This is a genomic window from Flammeovirga sp. SubArs3 (genome assembly GCF_947387565.1).
GTDB classification, from domain to species: Bacteria; Bacteroidota; Bacteroidia; order Cytophagales; family Flammeovirgaceae; genus Flammeovirga; species Flammeovirga agarivorans.
Window position 1 is genome coordinate 18,332 of record NZ_CANDOA010000007.1, and the last position, 16,805, is coordinate 35,136.

Genomic DNA, 16,805 nt, shown 5'->3' on the forward strand with positions numbered 1-16,805 from the left:
AAAAATATATATTCAAATATTGTTATTTCTTCAATTTTGCGGAGGCAAAGATAATGAATAAAGTAAGGAGTAAGAAGTAAGATGTAAGGAGTTTTCTGAGGATCTCTTTAGAATTGACTATTATCATTTAGCAAGGTTGATTTTTATTGATTTCAGCATATTATTAGCACCAATTGAAGATAAAAAGTGAATTTTTTATTGTATTAACGATCCTTATCGTACTTCTAAACAAGAACTTATTATTTATTCCTTCGTACTTCATTACCTTTGTGAATCACAAAAATTTTAATGAGTTTATGAAAATCAAAGAGGCCGTTTTTGTTGTAAGTAATAGTGATGCTTCTAAATGTCCAGCTCCTGATAGACCAGAGTATGCTTTTATTGGTAGATCCAATGTAGGGAAATCATCACTTATAAATGCATTGACAAAACAGAACAAACTTGCAAAAACATCTTCTACTCCAGGAAAAACACAGCTAATCAATCATTTTTTAATTAATGATGAATGGTACTTATGTGATTTACCAGGGTATGGATATGCTCAGGTGAGCAAAACAGAACGAGCTAAGTTTATGGGAATGGTAAAAAACTACATTTCCACAAGACAAAACTTATTAAATACTTTTGTTTTAGTAGATATCAGACATGAGCCTCTACAAAATGATTTATCGTTTATGCAATGGATGGGAGAAAATGGACTTCCTTTCTGTATTGTATTTACAAAAGCAGATAAATTAGGACAAGGAAAGGCTTCAAAGATGATTGCTCAATACAAAAGAGTATTAAAACAAACTTGGGAAGAATTCCCTCCTATGTTAATTACTTCTTCGGAAACCCGACAAGGCTGTAAAGATTTGCTTGATTATATTCAGCAGATTAATGAATTCTACTTTGAACAAGAAAAATAGCAGTTTTTTTTAGACTGATTTTCAATAACATTTAATTTAATTTGCAATTTATTTTTGAAATGATTTTGCAAATTAAATTTCTCACATTACTTTTGCATCGCTTTTAAGGAAAAACACTCCTAAAAAGTAGAGTTTGAAATATCTTCCTCTTTAGCTCAGTTGGTTAGAGCATCTGACTGTTAATCAGAGGGTCCTTGGTTCGAGTCCAAGAAGAGGAGCAAAAGCTTATTTTCAAATTCATTCTCCTTTAGCTCAGTTGGTTAGAGCATCTGACTGTTAATCAGAGGGTCCTTGGTTCGAGTCCAAGAAGGAGAGCAACAAATTATATATTTGGAAGAATATCTTCCTCTTTAGCTCAGTTGGTTAGAGCATCTGACTGTTAATCAGAGGGTCCTTGGTTCGAGTCCAAGAAGAGGAGCAAAAGCTTATTTTCAAATTCATTCTCCTTTAGCTCAGTTGGTTAGAGCATCTGACTGTTAATCAGAGGGTCCTTGGTTCGAGTCCAAGAAGGAGAGCAACAAATTATATATTTGGAAGAATATCTTCCTCTTTAGCTCAGTTGGTTAGAGCATCTGACTGTTAATCAGAGGGTCCTTGGTTCGAGTCCAAGAAGAGGAGCAATAAGCCTTAGCAGAAATGTTAAGGCTTTTTTGTGTTCTATTATTTGGATCACTAGAGCTTATTTCATTGAAATCATCCCTTAGCTCACCTTATGAATGTTCTTTATTCCACATCTCTTGTAATTATTTCCTAATTATCTCTACGAATTACTAGATCCTAATTTCTAATTACTAATTTTGCACTCAGCGTACGCCGCTCTGTCGCTTCAGCTTGACTGAAGAGGAAAGTCCGAGCATCAGAGAGCATCACACTTCCTAACGGGAAGGCATCCTTTTTTGGATGACAGAAAGTGCAACAGAAAGTATACCGCCTTCGGGTAAGGGTGAAATGGTGAGGTAAGAGCTCACCGCGTTTATGGTGACATAAATGGCATGGTAAACCTTGTGAGATGAAAGACCAAATAGGTCTTACTTTCCTTCGGGAGTGAAGTTGCTCGCTTTATAGTTTTTCGAAACAAGTAAGATGGGTAGGTCGATGGAACCTGTGAGTGATTGCAGGTCTAGATAAATGACAGGGATCACATCACTTTCTTTTTTAGATAGTGATGGAGATACAGAACTCGGCTTATAGGCGTACGCTTTTCTTTTATTTCCCTTATTGAATTATTCATTATCAAAACCAATATCGTGAAACGTTCCATTATCATTATCACATTATTATTTGGTGCATTTCAACTTCAAGCACAAAAATTAAATTTCAAATCCATTGAAGACCTATACCAATTCTTAGATTATAAGAAAAACCCGAAAGAATTGGTCAGTGCACACAGAGGTGGACCTTACCCTGGATATCCAGAAAACTGCATTCCTACATTTAAACATCTTGTTAAAAGTATTTACGCTCCTGTTATTGAATTAGATGTTGAGATGAGTAAAGACAGCGTAATGTTTTTAATGCATGACAACGAGCTAGGACGTACAACTACAGGAAGTGGCTCTGTAAGAGATTATACTTGGAAAGAGTTACAAGATATTCGTCTAAAAGATGATGATGGGAATCTGACAAAGTTCAAGTTTGATTCCTTCGAAAAAGTATTAAAATGGACTTCTAAAGGTTATGCCGTACTTACCGTTGATGTAAAAAAAGGTGTTCCTTTTGAAATGGTTGTTGAGGCTATTAAAAAGGCAAAAGTAGAAAAGTACGCGGCAGTAATTACTTACAATTGGGAAGATGCAAAACTTGTACATCAACTCGCTCCTGATTTAATGATTAGTGTAACTATTATGAACGATGAACATTGGGAGAAAGCAAAAGCATCAGGTATTCCTTTCAATAGAATGATTGCTTTTACAGGAACTCGCCTCAATGATAAAACACTATATGAAAAGTTACACAAGGAAGGCATATTCTGTATCAACGCGACTTTCCATACGACCGATAAAGAAAAAAATATCGAAAAAAGAACGTCAGAATACAGAGCTGCTTGGGATTTAGGTGTTGATATTATTGCTACCGACCTCCCTATTGAAGCTTGGAAAAGTAAAGAATAAAATAGAAGCATCACTGATAATAAATCGGTGATGCTTTTTTATAACAGTTATTCTAAAACTATTTTATTTCTAGAAATATTTCGACCTGACTTTACCACAACAAAATACATCCCTGTAGGTAAATGAGGTGGCAAGTCAAATGGTTGAAGAACTACTTCTGCATTAGTATTCTCTATCTGGTTTCTATCAATTAACAATCCTTGCTGATTAAATATTTCGATGGATATATTACTTCCTTTTAAGGCACCTACTATAGAGATCTGAGAAGATTCGTTACGTCTTATTTTATTAGGGAAAATTTTCGATTCTAACTTTGTAAAGGTTTGTGAGAATTGCATTTGAATAGGACCAAAAGATTCATTTTGACCATCAAAATCATATTGAACTAATCGATAATAAGCACTGGCTAGTGGCGAATCATCATAAAAGCTATAATCTATGGCATAATTACTATTGCCACCTTCGGCAGAAACAACACCTATTATTTCCCAATTTTGTTGATCGGTGGATCTATGAATTTCAAAATAATCATTATTAATTTCTTGGGCAGTTGTCCAATCTAAAACTACCTGACTACCGTCTTTCGATACTGAGAAATAAGAAAGTACAATAGGAAGGTCATCTGTATTATTTGTGATACTAATTTGATCAACACTTTCAATTGCCTTTACTCTACCATGACTAAATTTATTAGTATAACTGATGCCTTCTTTTGAATCTACAAATGATAATGTAATCGTCCTTTCAGCACTGAGGTAATTTAATAGTTTTAGTTTATCCTCATTTTCCATATGGTTTTTATTACCATTATCATGGTATCCATCTAAACCAAGTTTCGCATCAGAATCTATTACTTTCCATTTAATGGATTGTAAGATACTTTGAATATCCTCTAAAGAAGTTAATGCATTTGATTGATCACTCATCACAATTTCATTTTCCTGGAATCCTGTAGTCGTTACTTTTAAATATTTCCCATACCAACCCGAAGCTGAATTAACAGTAATAGACGGCAAAAGTGAAACTCTGATTAGGTCCGTATCACTTTCTCGACCATCCAATTGTGAATTGTCCCATAGATTTACAGAAACACCGATAGCATTACTTCCAGATGCTCCTAAATCTAAAGCTAAACTCCCAAAAGGACCATTATTTAAAGTGTTATTACTTTTAAGTTCTTCACCTCCATTTTTAATTTGCTCGTAGTTTTCTATATCATCCTTTAACGCAGTGTTTTTATCAATTTGATTCTGAAAAATAGTATTTAGTATAGGGATAAATCCTAAAAAAGAACTTTTTAGTCCTTGCCAAAAAGCAATCGCATTATCTATTTCTGTAGTTGTAATTTCTGATATACTCAAAGTGCCAGAAACATACATTTTATCATTTAAATCAACCGTTGAATAATTGAGGTTTGCATTGCCACTAATATGGATTTCACCATTGCCTTCAATAGTAATTTTGGAATCAACAGAATTTTCAGAGTCACTATCACCAATAGTTAGATCTCCTTTGACAATTAACATTCCTCCAGCTTCGACTTTTATTGTAGAATAGTTCGTCAGCATCAAATTTCCATTCACTGAAAAAATCGCCCCGTCTTTCACTACTAAGTTTGTCCCATACAATCTGATACCATTTTTGGTATCTCCCGTTAATGTCAAACTACCATTAACATCATACCTAAAATTGTTATTCAAAGTAAGAGTTCTATGGCTATCTTTAGCTTTAAAAGATCCACTTGAAGACACAACACTACAGTTATTACTAATAGTCATGTCAGAATTTAAATCTTGTGGCGAGATACACGTAGCAAACAGGTTTATACAATAAAATTGTAAAACGAATAAAAATGATAATCTAATCATGGTCCTTTAGTTAATCGCAAAAGCAGTCACGCTTAAAAAAATAATACAGTAACATAAAACCTATAAAAGATAGATATTTGGTTTTGGGTTAGGTCTAATTTCAATTACGGATACTTTTATGATAGGTTAAAAAGACAATATTTTAGGTAGTATAACAGGTAGTAAAGAATTAATATTTCCACTTAAGGATTATAATAATACCGTTAAACTTACTTGTATTAATCTTAGTTTTTAAAGAAAAATGTCCACATAGATCCGTTATCCAGTAATTTCTTATCAGAAACACCTATAAGCTTACATTCAGTTAAATTTTTCCAAGTGGGAACTTTTTTCAAAAAATAGACTTTTTCTAACAATTCATTGAACGAACTAACATAAATCACTCAATTTGAATTCTTTATTTATTTGAAGTTGTTAAAAAGTTTAACTTACTTTGGGCGACAATTAATACGACAACTGCAAGTACATTGCTATCCTATCAATTAAAAAAAGCGACAAAAACTAACATGCTTCGTACTTGCGATTAAATCTAAAATTGTTCTTCATTCAATCTAAATTAATTACTTGACTCAAATGAAAAACCTACTGTGGAGAATAAACTTTGTTTTTATTCTCATTGCTCTATCTATTACTTCTTGTCATAAACAAATTGATGAACCTGTAAACGAACAAGAAGCCTCTAACATCAGAATGCCTTTTAACCAACAACTCTATCTCCTTAACTCTACGAACAAAGGCTCTGTTATTTATGAGATTGATTATGATTTCCAAGGCCTAGAAGATGAAGCCTATCTAACGGAAATGAAGCTAACAAAAAATGGTCGTCCTTTTACCATCCCAAGAGGTGGCCACATGTGTATTAGTCCAAAAAACGACTATATCACAGTAGTTGTTAGTAGAAAAAAGAAAATCTACTTGGTAGAAATTGCTACTAAAAAAGTAAGAGAAATTCAGCTATTCACGTATGACCCTGAAGTGACAGTACAACAGATGAAAGCGAATATTTCGAAATACAGATTTAGAGGTAAGATTACTCAAGTCGATGTAGATCAAGACGGGTATTTATTTATCGCTGGAAAATCTGGATTCTACAAAGTAGTAGCTGATTGGGGATCTGCTAAAAATGGAGGTGCTGATATTTGGAATGACAAAGATCCATCTCTTGCAGGAACAAAATATGCTGGCCAAGTATGGGCACATGTTGTAAAGTTCCAATTCTCAGGAAATATTGCTGTAGAAGGCTCAGAAGACGAACAATTCTTTGAAGATGACACTTACTTCGAAGAAAATGAGATTCAGGCACTGAATAAAGTGAAATTCCAAGGGGGTGATATCTTATTCACACAAAACTCTTCTGAAACAGATGGTTTCGAAGAACAAAGACTGATCTCTTTCTCTCAATGGAAAGGCGGTACAGCTATTTACCTTAACAACATGGATTGGGATTGGGATGATCTAAAAGTAGAATTCAATGCCGGTTCTATCTTTGGAGGTTTAAATGCTAAAATCGCCGAAAAAATGGGAGGTAGAGTAACAGGAGCAGCCCTTACTGGTGATAATATGGTATTTACCTCACATCACTTTTCTGAGTATTTACAACTAAGAACTTTAAATGGTAAGGTGGTAAAAGATGATGTGAAAATGATCATCTTAAATGAAAGTGGTGAAGAGATCAATACGCTTTATCATAATTGGGGGGATATGGCCTCTACTCAAGCTTTTGATAAGAACTCTTTTAACACTACAGATCCTTCACAAAACTCTAGAGAAATTGATGGTGAATATTACGATCAATGGTTTAGAGGGGAATTGGATGGATATCAATATGCTGAAGTAAAGTTATACCGTCCTCATAACTTCAACTATGGAGTTAAAGATCTGTCTCATGACAACTATAATGTTTCTAAGGAGTCTCGTCAGAACTCAGCTAATGCCGATTTAGCTGACTTTAGAAAAAATGCAAGCAAATTTGTTTCACTTGGTGGAGAAGATGGCTATGTGTTAATGCAATTACCCAACAAGGTAACTGTTACGGATGAAACAACTTTACAAGTAGTAGAAACGTCATGGGGTAAAAAACCTTACTATGAAGATGTAATGGAAGCATGGGATGCCTATCAAGAAAAAGCGGCTGTTTATGTTCATGCATCATACAATGGTAGATATTATGAAGATGGTTTAGAAGACTCTGATGATTGGGTAAAAATTGGTGATGCTTATATCGCTAATAATGAATTCCATTTAGCAGGAGACCTTCCAGAAGGAATTGAAGTTTCTTGGATTAAAATCGTTGATAATGGATCTAATACAGGAGACGGCTTCGATGTAAACTTTGTCGCAACTTATGAGAAGCCTTTGGTTAAAGAAACTCTTACTGAAAGAGAAATCCTTATGAGATTCTATGAAGCTACGAACGGTGATAACTGGGTTTATAGTGAAAACTGGGGTAGTGATCTACCTGTCTCTGAATGGTTCGGTATTACAACTAATAGTGATGGTAAAGTCATAATTATTGATCTGATGGGATTAAATTTAAATGGAACTTTAATACCTGAACTAAGTCAGCTAGAAGAGTTAAATGTTCTTGCTGTTGGGTTAAACCTTATACAAGGAGAATTACCATTAACTTATCTCGAAAATAAAAATATTAGAGAGATTTATTTATTCGGTAACTTAGCTCCTATTGAAATACATCCTGACTTTTATGGTTCACATATTATGGTTTTCCAATAATACATTGAAGACAGCTAGTTAGATACTTCTAATAAAAAAGGTTCGATATCAGATGATATCGAACCTTTTTTATTAGAAGTATAATTGAAATTATTTAATTATCAATCTCTCTATAACTTTAGATTTACCATTGTTAATACTTAAAAAGTATATACCTGACCTTAATTTTGGTAAGTTTAATTGAGTTAGTGATGATACATTAGAAAATGAGTTCTTTTCCAAATTTACTAGTTTACCAGTACCATCATACATCACTAAATTCACATCAACTTCACTGTTCATACCATTAAAGTTTAGCATTATTTTACTATTTGAAGTTGTTATATTGGGGTGCAATGTAACTTTAAATGCATCTATTTTATCAAAGCTATTTAATTCAATTGGACCAAATATTTCCTGAGCTCCATCAAAATCAACTTGTAAAAGTCTGTAAAAGGCTTTAGGTAAAACATCTTGATCTATAGTCTCATAATAAATAGAAACATTTGAATTTCCATTTGCATCAACGGTCTCTATCGTTTCCCAGTTTTTCTTATCAACAGAACGTTGAACATCAAAATGAGATGCATTTTCTTCACTTGCTGTTTCCCATTCCAACAATACCACATCATCTTCAAGCATTGCGTTGAAATAAACTAGATCAACGGGTAAATTTAAATTCGTTAAATCATCACAGGCTAAATCTTGAATTTGATCACAATCAATATTCCAATGTAAATTATCTGAAATATTTGTTTCACTTATTGCATCAGCATCAAAATAACCAGAAACTGATATTGTTCCACTTCCGTTTAACTGAATATTTTCACCATCATCCCAAAAGTTATTCTCACTAAACCTTAAACCACCAATAAAAGTTGCTCTTGATACTGTTAGGTTTGTGACACTTAATAGACCATTTATCTCAATATTGGCAGCATAACCTGCTGTTTCGTCAAGAAACATTGTTCCTGTAACTGTCAATGAGCTAGTAGAAGGTATTATTAATTTTGCATATCCAATCCCAAGGTTACCAGTAATGGTTACATCTGTATTATCAGGTATTGAAATAGTTGGTACCACTGCAGGTAAAAATGAAGTAATACCGATATATGCATCAATAATACCGGCCCCATAATCTGAAAGTGTAAAACTACCTCCATCATCCAAATAATAAGTATTTGCAGCACTTGGTGAATCAGATGGAGTTGGAGATATCTGCCCAAAAACTTGTATAGAAAGAATGGAGAATAATAGTATAAGTTTAAATTTCATAGCAAATAAGTTAGCCGTTCAATTGGTTGTAAACAGTAGTTATATTAGTTAGAGAAATATTTATTTAATAATGTAGAGTACCAATATCTTTTCTAGCTTGTCGTATTTAGCAATTGAACAGGAAATGTGTAAGTTTTATGAAAATAAGAGAACAAAAAATTGATCCAACAGGTTAATATTTGGAAAAAATCTCGAATTTTCATCACGAAATAAAGAATTTAACACTAGAATTCCATGAAATATGTTGATTTTGTGTCATTTAAATGAATTATTTCTTCATTTTTATTGTTAGCGTCCGATTCGAAAGACATAAAAACAAATAACGTAAAGAGTATAATATGTTGAAGTAATTTCATAGCCTTGGGTGGTATAAGTAGTTGATTCTTATACAGTAAAGGGAGACACTTAAAGTTTGTACTCATATAAAAACAAAAAAGTCATTCTTTTTTTTGAAAGAATGACTTTTTTGTTTCGAATTGGAATCTTCTAGCGAACAATTAATCGTTTTCTTGCTATTGATTTCCCATTTCTAAAAACTACATAATATACACCTGGCTTCATCTCTGAAGGTAAATGGAGTGATGTAAATGTTGCAGATTGTTTTAATTCTATTTCTTCTGATTGTAACATTCGGCCTGTTCCATCATACATAGACGCTGACATCATAGATGCTGGTATTCCTCCTGAAAGTCGGAAATGAACCTCTTCTCCATTTACAATATTATTGGGCATTAATGTCACTTCAAATTCTTCTGACACAGATGTAGTTGTTACATACAATGGCCCGAAGAACTCATTCAATCCATCAAAATCAACTTGATGTAATCTATAATATGCTTTTGACAATGGAGCCTCATCTATAAATTCATATTCGACAGCTACATTTGAATTTCCTTGAGCATTTACCATCCCAATAGTTGTCCAATTTTGTTGATCAGCAGACCTTTGCACATCAAAATGAGATGCGTTTTGTTCTGAGGCAGTTTCCCATTCTAATGCAACTGTTTTATTTTCAATAAATGCATTGAAGTATGTAAGTTCTACTGGGAGATCAGGAAGTTCTACAGAAGGTTGACCGCCTGTTAATCCTTTTCTAAACTCTTCATTGCTTTCTCCATTAATCCCCGGGAAATTATCTCTTAAGGCAATATTGTAATATAAGGTAGCAATCCATTGCCAAAAACCATTTAATTCCTTAAACCAGTCCTGTTGATTTAAATAATTCTCAATTTGTTCTTCAGTTGTTACAGAAGTATTTAATTCATTTGAATCAACAGTATTACCTTCTATATATATTCGACTTATGAATTCACTTCCCGAAGTGAAACCACTTGTACCTGAAGTGAATCCAAAGTATCCATTCCCTTTAATATGTAGATTTAGATAATGCAATATACTATTATTATCAGGGTCACGTATAGCAGGAATATCATCTCCTAATATTTGATCATTACTGATATTAATAATTGGATATATTCCTCCATCAGTATTAAAATCTCCATCAATCACTAATTGACCTGTTGATGCTATATTAATAACTGATTTAAAATTAAGTTTCAAATTTCCTAGAATATATAAAATCGCACCATCTTCAATATTTAAAGTAATTCCATATTTATCAATTTCGGTTTGGTTTCCATTATCATCGGGAATTATATCTCTTTCAGAAGTTAGAAATACGTTATCCACATCCCAAACCACAATTGTATTGGCTTTGACGGTAATTGTTCTATTATCTCCTTTTGCAGTAATCTCAATATCCCCGCCTTCTAATTTACAATCAAAACTACCTTGTCTATTTCCATCAGTTTGAAAATCAGTTGCTGTATTTTGATCAATATCGCCAAAAACATCGGGGCATGTTTGTGCATACGACACTCCTTGAACTACCAAGATCAAGGCAAAGGATAAAATCTTGTAAATATCAAATCGCATAGAAGTTCTAATTATTAGTTAATAAATATCACTTATCAATGGAGTACAGAAAACTTGAATGTAATTGTTAACTATAATATGCCTGTAGAAGTAGTCAATTGATAAGTCATTGAATTGTCGTGAAGATCAGTTGATAGATTTTAGCAGTCATGTCAATCGTTTAGCTCTATTTCACTGATTCTCAATATTTAGTGTAAATATCATACCAATTGCATTATATGTATATATTTTAGGATAAAAAAAAGTCACAATAATTCATAATATTGTGACTTTCAATAGAATATATTTATTGTTAATTCAACTCACTCTAGGAACTGCTCTCATAATAGTGTACCTCATGATCAAGTAAGAAATAATAACTCCTGATCCTACGGCTTCCATGCATAAACCTAGAAAGATTAAACCTGGTGTTAGATAAGCTCCATTTAAGGCATATTCCTGTAAATAAGTAAGAAATTCAGGCTCTCCGACAGTTAAATATACCACCATAAATATAGCAAATGGTATAGCACCTATCAGTGTTACGCGCATTCCTTCTACAAATGCAGTGATATAACCATAATTGTCTTTTTGAGCTTTTTGATACTCTCTGAGGGCAAAATATACTCCTGCAGAATGAATTAGAAAGTTTAGTGCTCTTAATTCAATGATATGATAAAGGTGAAGAAACTTCATTACTAAGAATAGTAATAAGTATCCTAAAAACATAAGGCTTCCGTACTTCAGTGCGATCTTCATGATGGTAATAGAAATAGTTGTAAAAGAATTGTAATAGTATAACAGTGAATCGTTTAAGTTGTTTACATCATCCAAATGTTTCTTTATAAAAAAACCTCAACTGAAGTAGTTGAGGTTCAAATATTTTCTAATGATTTACACATTAAGCTGTCACAGAGGTTAACTGATTCAGCTTATTAATAAAGGCATCTATTTCTTCTTCTGCAGTATCGAATGAGCACATTAATCGTACTTCATTGGTTTGCTCATTCCAAACATAGAATGGTGATTGTTCTTGCATAGCAGGAATTACTGCTCGATCTAAAATGGCAAATACACCGTTAGCTTGAACTTCTTGTGTGATTGTCACTCCTTCCACTTTGCTTAATCCTTCGGCAAGTTTCTGTGCCATGTTATTTGCATGGATAGCATTACGTTCCCAAAGGTCAGTACCAAATAATGCTTCGAATTGAGCAGAAATAAATCTCATTTTCGATAACAGCTGCATACCTTGTTTACGGATATATTTATAATTTTCAGATAAAGACGTATTTAAAAAAATAACAGCTTCACCAAACATTAATCCATTTTTTGTACCTCCAAAAGAAACAAAATCAACTCCTGTATCCACTAACATCTCTTTGAACGTTGCTCCTAACGATACAGCTGCGTTACTGATTCTTGCACCATCAACATGTACCAATAAACCTTGGCTATGTGCATAGTCTACAATTTCCTTTATTTCTTCACAAGTATATACTGTACCGTATTCTGTAGCTTGGGTAATTGAAACTACTTTAGGTTGAGACCAATGCTGCTCGCCTAAATTAACCATAAAGGGTTTAATATCTTCAGGTGTCAGTTTACCATTATCTTTTTCTACCGTTAGTAATTTAAAACCTCCAAACTTTTCCGGCGCCCCACATTCATCTACATTAATATGCGCTGCTGATGAACAAATTACTGCACCATAAGAAGGACAAACAGAAGATAGTGCCGTAACATTTGCTCCTGTACCGTTCATTGTAAAATAGACATCTATATCTTCTTTCAATATACGTTGGAACATCTTGATCGCAGCTTCAGTACTTTCATCTGCACCGTACGAACCTTGATGCCCTGTATTTGCTTTTGCTAACGCCTCTATAATCTCAGGTGTAGTTCCTGAATAATTATCACTTGCCAGTGTCTTTTTCATTCCTCTTTGCTAAATAATTGATTTCGATGTACTACAATAATAACGCACAAAAAAGAAAATTAGAACATTCTTCACTCACAATAAATGTTTATTTTCAAAGAATATCATGACAAAACAACGAAACAAATTACTGACTTTGTGTCATTTAAAAATACGACATATATAAATACAGACAATTCAACAGTAATAAATTATTTATCCTTTCGATGGAGGCTACTTTTTAGTAACTTCCTATTACCTAAAAAACTTAAACTATAACCTATATGAAAATCGCGATCCTATCCGGAAGTGTAAGAGATGATAGACATACACACTCAGTTGCTTTACATTTAGCTCAAAGGTTTAATCAGCAATCAAATGTTGAAGCTACTGTGATTGATTTAAAAGAACAGAAACTACCACCTCTCACTAATACTTTACATGATGATTCACCTGAAAATGTTAAGAAAGTCGGTAAGATACTAGACGAAGCAGATGGTATCATTTTCACTTCTCCTGAATACAACGGCAGCTTTTCTTCAGCTTTAAAAAATGCAATTGATTTCTACCCAAAAGGAACCTATCAAAGGAAACCCATAGGTGTAGCTAGTGTATCTGCGGGAGCATTAGGAGGAATTCGGGCTGCTCAAGCTATGCAATTGCAAGTATTAGCCTTAATGGCTTATCCTATTTATAGGATGTTTACCGTTCCTAATGTTCAAGATAAATTTAGTAAAGATGGAACATTATTAGATGCCAAATTCGAAGGCTCTGTAGATGTTTTTATCGAAGAATATCTTTGGTTTGCAGAAGCAATAGTTACCAAGAAATAAAAAAGCCTGCATGATATTTATGAATCATGCAGGCTTTTTTACTTTCTAGCTATTTAGCATTACCAACATATTGTGTTCGGACTTTCCAAAGACAGGGAACATCATCAAATTCATATCGCTCCCTTTTACTACCACTTTGTCTTCCATTAACTTGGCATCTGTAATGGCTAACTTGATACTTTCTTTTTGTCTATCCGACAAGTAATCTGGTATATCTAATATCTTCACAACATTGGATTTCAACTGATCCATACTTGAATTTTTAGATTGAATCACTCCGTCTACGTTGACCAATATTGCCGGAAATGGAACTTGCTCCAACCATTTATCATCCTCTAGATTTATTTTATTCTGATTAAACAAGTCCTCCAAGATTTCAAACCCCTGAGAATGATCATTATTTTTCATTCTATACAAGGCATTTCTTGTACGCTGTCTTTCTAATTCCTCTGTTAATCCCTGTTCTCTTTCTATACGTTCTGTTACATCGAAAATGATAAAAATGAACTTAAGAGGTACCTCATCTTTAAATACCACCGATGCACTTGTACTACCCCAGAATGTTCCTTTTCTCGGTGTTCTAAATTCAATGGTTCTTGTTCTAACTCCTCTTACTGTTGGATCTGACATCAAAGTAGAAATTACCGTTTGATATGACGTCGTTACCATATCAGCCATTGGTTTTCCTATTAGATTTTCTACGGAAGTACCTGTCCATTGTTCAATGATGTCATTACCTAAGATCACCCTGCCATTAAGGTCCACTTCAACAACCATTGCTTGCTGGTCGATGATTTCTCTTCTTGTTTCTACCTCACTTCTTAATAATGACAATGAATGAGCCTCTGTAGATAACTCTTTTCTTACTAATTCTTCGTCTGTTTTATCAGTAATAAACAATGTGATTTTTTGAACTTCCCCACTTAAATTTTTAAGAGGGAAGAAATGTAAATCGCATGTCTTCGGATTACCTTCACTATCAACAAATACGAATTTTTGATTCGCATTCGCTCCAGACTTTACATCTCTGATTATTCTTTTGAAAATCCTGATCTCATTGGCATTTTCTAGAAACTCAACCAATGCAGCATTTCTATATTCTTTTCTCTTATATCCAAATAATTGAGTAAAGCCTGTATTGGCTGCTTTGATTTTCCCATCAAGGTCCAAGTCTAAGATTGGGAAGTGCAGACCAAATAAAGATAACCTTTCATTGTTCGTTAAATCTTTCGCTTTCTGTTCTGTTGTAAACTCGGCAAATTTGATGATTTTATAAGGTTTACCATCCAAACCAAAAATTGGATTGTAAGTACCGTTCATCCAAACATCCATTCCTTTTTTGCTTACTCTACAGTATTCACCAGAAATAAATGATCCGTTAGATAAACTATCCCATAGTAACTTATAACGCATAGAGTTTACCTCTTCAGAAGATACCAATACCCTTTCATGCTTTCCAAGTATCTCTTCTAATTTGAATCCCATTACAGATAGGTACATATCATTTGCAGCAATGATCTTTCCCGACATATCGAATTCAATAATCGCCATTGTTTTACCAATAGCATCTAAAATATTTTTATTTAAGTTCGACTCTTTCGATAATTCCGTCAGTTTAGTACTCAATTCATCCTGAACAGACTGCATCTCAGAAGTTTTCTCAAGCAATGTTTCCTCTTTATTTTTTAGGGTCTCATTGACTTGCATCGACTCTTTTAGAAGGCTTCTTGTATTTTCGTTCATCATGTAAACTGCAATTGCAGAAGCAAAACGTTCACAAGCAGCATTTGCATACTCTTGTTCATGTTGCGACATGGGATTGTATGACGCAATCTCTACAGCTCCATACACTTCATCACCAGCATGAACTACCGGAATAATTATAATTGATCGAGGAGCAGCTTCTCCTAAACCAGAAGAAATTGCTGTATAGTGTTCAGGTAAATCTTCAACATAAACATATTGTTTTTCAAGCATTACCTGACCAATCAACCCTTCATTTGCAGATAGCTTTCTTTGTGGAAACCTCTTTTTCCCATAAGCATAACTTGCAATCTGATTGACTACATCGCCTTGTTCGTGGTTCATCTTAAGAAATACTCCACCTTGTAAAGCACCTAGATGTCGAGTAACGAATCGGACAAACTCATATCCCATTTCTGCGATGGTATCATATTGTTTTCCGTTTAATGTTTCTGTTGTCTTCGCTAAGCCTTCTGTAATCCATTTACTTACAAACTCTTCATTAGCCAGCTGTTTCAATGTATTTCTGGCTCTATCATAAGAGTCTGCCAACCTTAAATTGAGGCCTTCTGTATTTACTTCAAAGTCTTTTTCTCCAAGGTGTTCAATCATTTCAGTAATCCGATTGAAATCATCTTCCAAGTCAAATACTTTACTTTCAATGATATTAATATCAGGTATTTCTGCACTTTCTTTTTCTCCAGTAAAATCTTCCAAGTTTTTTCGAAGAAGTTTAATTGGCGTTAATACCCTATTTCTGAAAAAGGCTCCTTGAGTAATCAATAAAAGAACCCCACTAAAAACAAGTAGCCCATTAAAGAATAAGCTTTTATTCTTAGTTCTAATAATATTCTCCTCTAAACGGAATCGTGTTTCTCTATTATGAAGTAATAATGATGAATTTCTTCTTTCAAGAAAATCAATCGCTTTACCTATCTTATCACTCCCTTCATCCTCTTCTAAAACTTGAGTTTTAGTTCTTCTTGATGTATTCTTCTTATTCGTTAATTGAAGTTCTACAGGTGTATTGGATTCAATACTTGCATCCCACATTAAATCAATTTTAGCATAGTAGTCTTCAAAACGCTTTCTATACAACTCTAACGCATGTGATAAATCATCATCATTAATAGAGGTAAGAATCAATAAATTTTGCTTCTCGGTAGAACTTGCCGAAGTTCCTTTCTCCATCGCTAAAATCTGGGAATAGATTTTGTCTGCTTCTTGTTTTAGCTGAAGTAAAGTTTTACGATCGTCCGTTCTATAGTATTCCTTAGCATGGTATGGAAAGTTGGCAATCTTATATTCTTGGTTTAATAGCACCTCAGATACATCTCTTTTCTCTGTTTGTGATGAACGGAGAAAAGACACAAAGCTCGTCAATAATAATAAACTGACGATCACAATGGTAGCTACACCTCTGAATTCTGCACTTGCTTTCATTGTCTATATTTTTAAATAGGATTATTTCCTAGATCAATTAAAACTTCAAAATAAAGTGATAGATTAACCCAACAAAAAACTGT

At 33.5% G+C, this 16,805-nt stretch carries 10 protein-coding genes, 5 tRNA genes and 1 other RNA gene; 10 read left to right on the top strand and 6 right to left on the bottom strand.

Annotated elements, in window-relative coordinates; genetic code table 11:
* Positions 1-296 precede the first annotated feature (296 nt).
* From yihA to QL232_RS18870, 8 genes are all read left to right on the top strand, one after another.
* Complete coding sequence (gene yihA / locus QL232_RS18835; protein WP_168883871.1) at positions 297-908, top strand: ribosome biogenesis GTP-binding protein YihA/YsxC; 612 nt, start codon at positions 297-299, stop codon at positions 906-908.
* 144 nt (positions 909-1,052) lie between these two features.
* Positions 1,053-1,126 (top strand) — tRNA-Asn (locus tag QL232_RS18840).
* 23 nt (positions 1,127-1,149) lie between these two features.
* Positions 1,150-1,223 (top strand) — tRNA-Asn (locus QL232_RS18845).
* 29 nt (positions 1,224-1,252) lie between these two features.
* A tRNA-Asn gene (locus tag QL232_RS18850) sits at positions 1,253-1,326 on the top strand.
* A 23-nt stretch (positions 1,327-1,349) separates the two neighbouring features.
* Positions 1,350-1,423: transfer RNA gene (locus tag QL232_RS18855), tRNA-Asn, on the top strand.
* Between the two features lie 29 nt (positions 1,424-1,452).
* Positions 1,453-1,526, top strand: a tRNA-Asn gene (locus QL232_RS18860).
* A 187-nt stretch (positions 1,527-1,713) separates the two neighbouring features.
* An RNA gene (rnpB, locus tag QL232_RS18865) (RNase P RNA component class A) lies at positions 1,714-2,112 on the top strand.
* Positions 2,113-2,155: 43 nt separating this feature from the next.
* Positions 2,156-3,019: a glycerophosphodiester phosphodiesterase family protein gene (locus tag QL232_RS18870; protein ID WP_168883870.1), complete on the top strand. Its 864-nt coding sequence runs from the start codon at positions 2,156-2,158 to the stop codon at positions 3,017-3,019.
* Between the two features lie 47 nt (positions 3,020-3,066).
* Here QL232_RS18870 and QL232_RS18875 read toward each other — a convergent pair whose 3' ends face one another.
* Positions 3,067-4,797, bottom strand: a complete 1,731-nt coding sequence (locus QL232_RS18875) for a T9SS type A sorting domain-containing protein (protein ID WP_281615356.1) — start codon at positions 4,795-4,797, stop codon at positions 3,067-3,069.
* Positions 4,798-5,460: 663 nt separating this feature from the next.
* Between QL232_RS18875 and QL232_RS18880 the strand changes: the two genes are divergently transcribed.
* The gene (locus QL232_RS18880; RefSeq protein WP_281615357.1) at positions 5,461-7,620 is read left to right on the top strand and encodes a hypothetical protein; all 2,160 of its coding nucleotides are present in this window, start codon (positions 5,461-5,463) and stop codon (positions 7,618-7,620) included.
* A gap of 90 nt (positions 7,621-7,710) precedes the next feature.
* On the opposite strand, the gene QL232_RS18885 is transcribed toward QL232_RS18880, so the two are convergent.
* The 4 genes from QL232_RS18885 to QL232_RS18900 all read right to left on the bottom strand — a co-directional run bounded on the left by QL232_RS18885 (position 7,711) and on the right by QL232_RS18900 (position 12,724).
* On the bottom strand, positions 7,711-8,874 hold the full coding sequence (locus QL232_RS18885; protein WP_281615358.1) for a T9SS type A sorting domain-containing protein: 1,164 nt from the start codon (positions 8,872-8,874) through the stop codon (positions 7,711-7,713).
* Between the two features lie 486 nt (positions 8,875-9,360).
* Positions 9,361-10,809 (bottom strand): T9SS type A sorting domain-containing protein, encoded by a 1,449-nt coding sequence (locus QL232_RS18890; RefSeq protein ID WP_281615359.1) that lies wholly within the window; start codon positions 10,807-10,809, stop codon positions 9,361-9,363.
* A 297-nt stretch (positions 10,810-11,106) separates the two neighbouring features.
* Positions 11,107-11,547: a DUF4199 domain-containing protein gene (locus tag QL232_RS18895; protein WP_281615360.1), complete on the bottom strand. Its 441-nt coding sequence runs from the start codon at positions 11,545-11,547 to the stop codon at positions 11,107-11,109.
* A 142-nt stretch (positions 11,548-11,689) separates the two neighbouring features.
* Positions 11,690-12,724, bottom strand: a complete 1,035-nt coding sequence (locus tag QL232_RS18900; protein ID WP_281615361.1) for a low specificity L-threonine aldolase — start codon at positions 12,722-12,724, stop codon at positions 11,690-11,692.
* 263 nt (positions 12,725-12,987) lie between these two features.
* On the opposite strand from QL232_RS18900, the gene QL232_RS18905 reads away from it, so the two are divergent.
* Entirely contained in the window at positions 12,988-13,536 is a 549-nt protein-coding gene (locus QL232_RS18905) for an NAD(P)H-dependent oxidoreductase (protein ID WP_281615362.1), read from the top strand.
* Between the two features lie 45 nt (positions 13,537-13,581).
* On the opposite strand, the gene QL232_RS18910 is transcribed toward QL232_RS18905, so the two are convergent.
* Positions 13,582-16,722, bottom strand: coding sequence for a PAS domain S-box protein (locus tag QL232_RS18910; RefSeq protein ID WP_281615363.1), 3,141 nt, complete (start codon positions 16,720-16,722; stop codon positions 13,582-13,584).
* Positions 16,723-16,805: the final 83 nt, after the last annotated feature.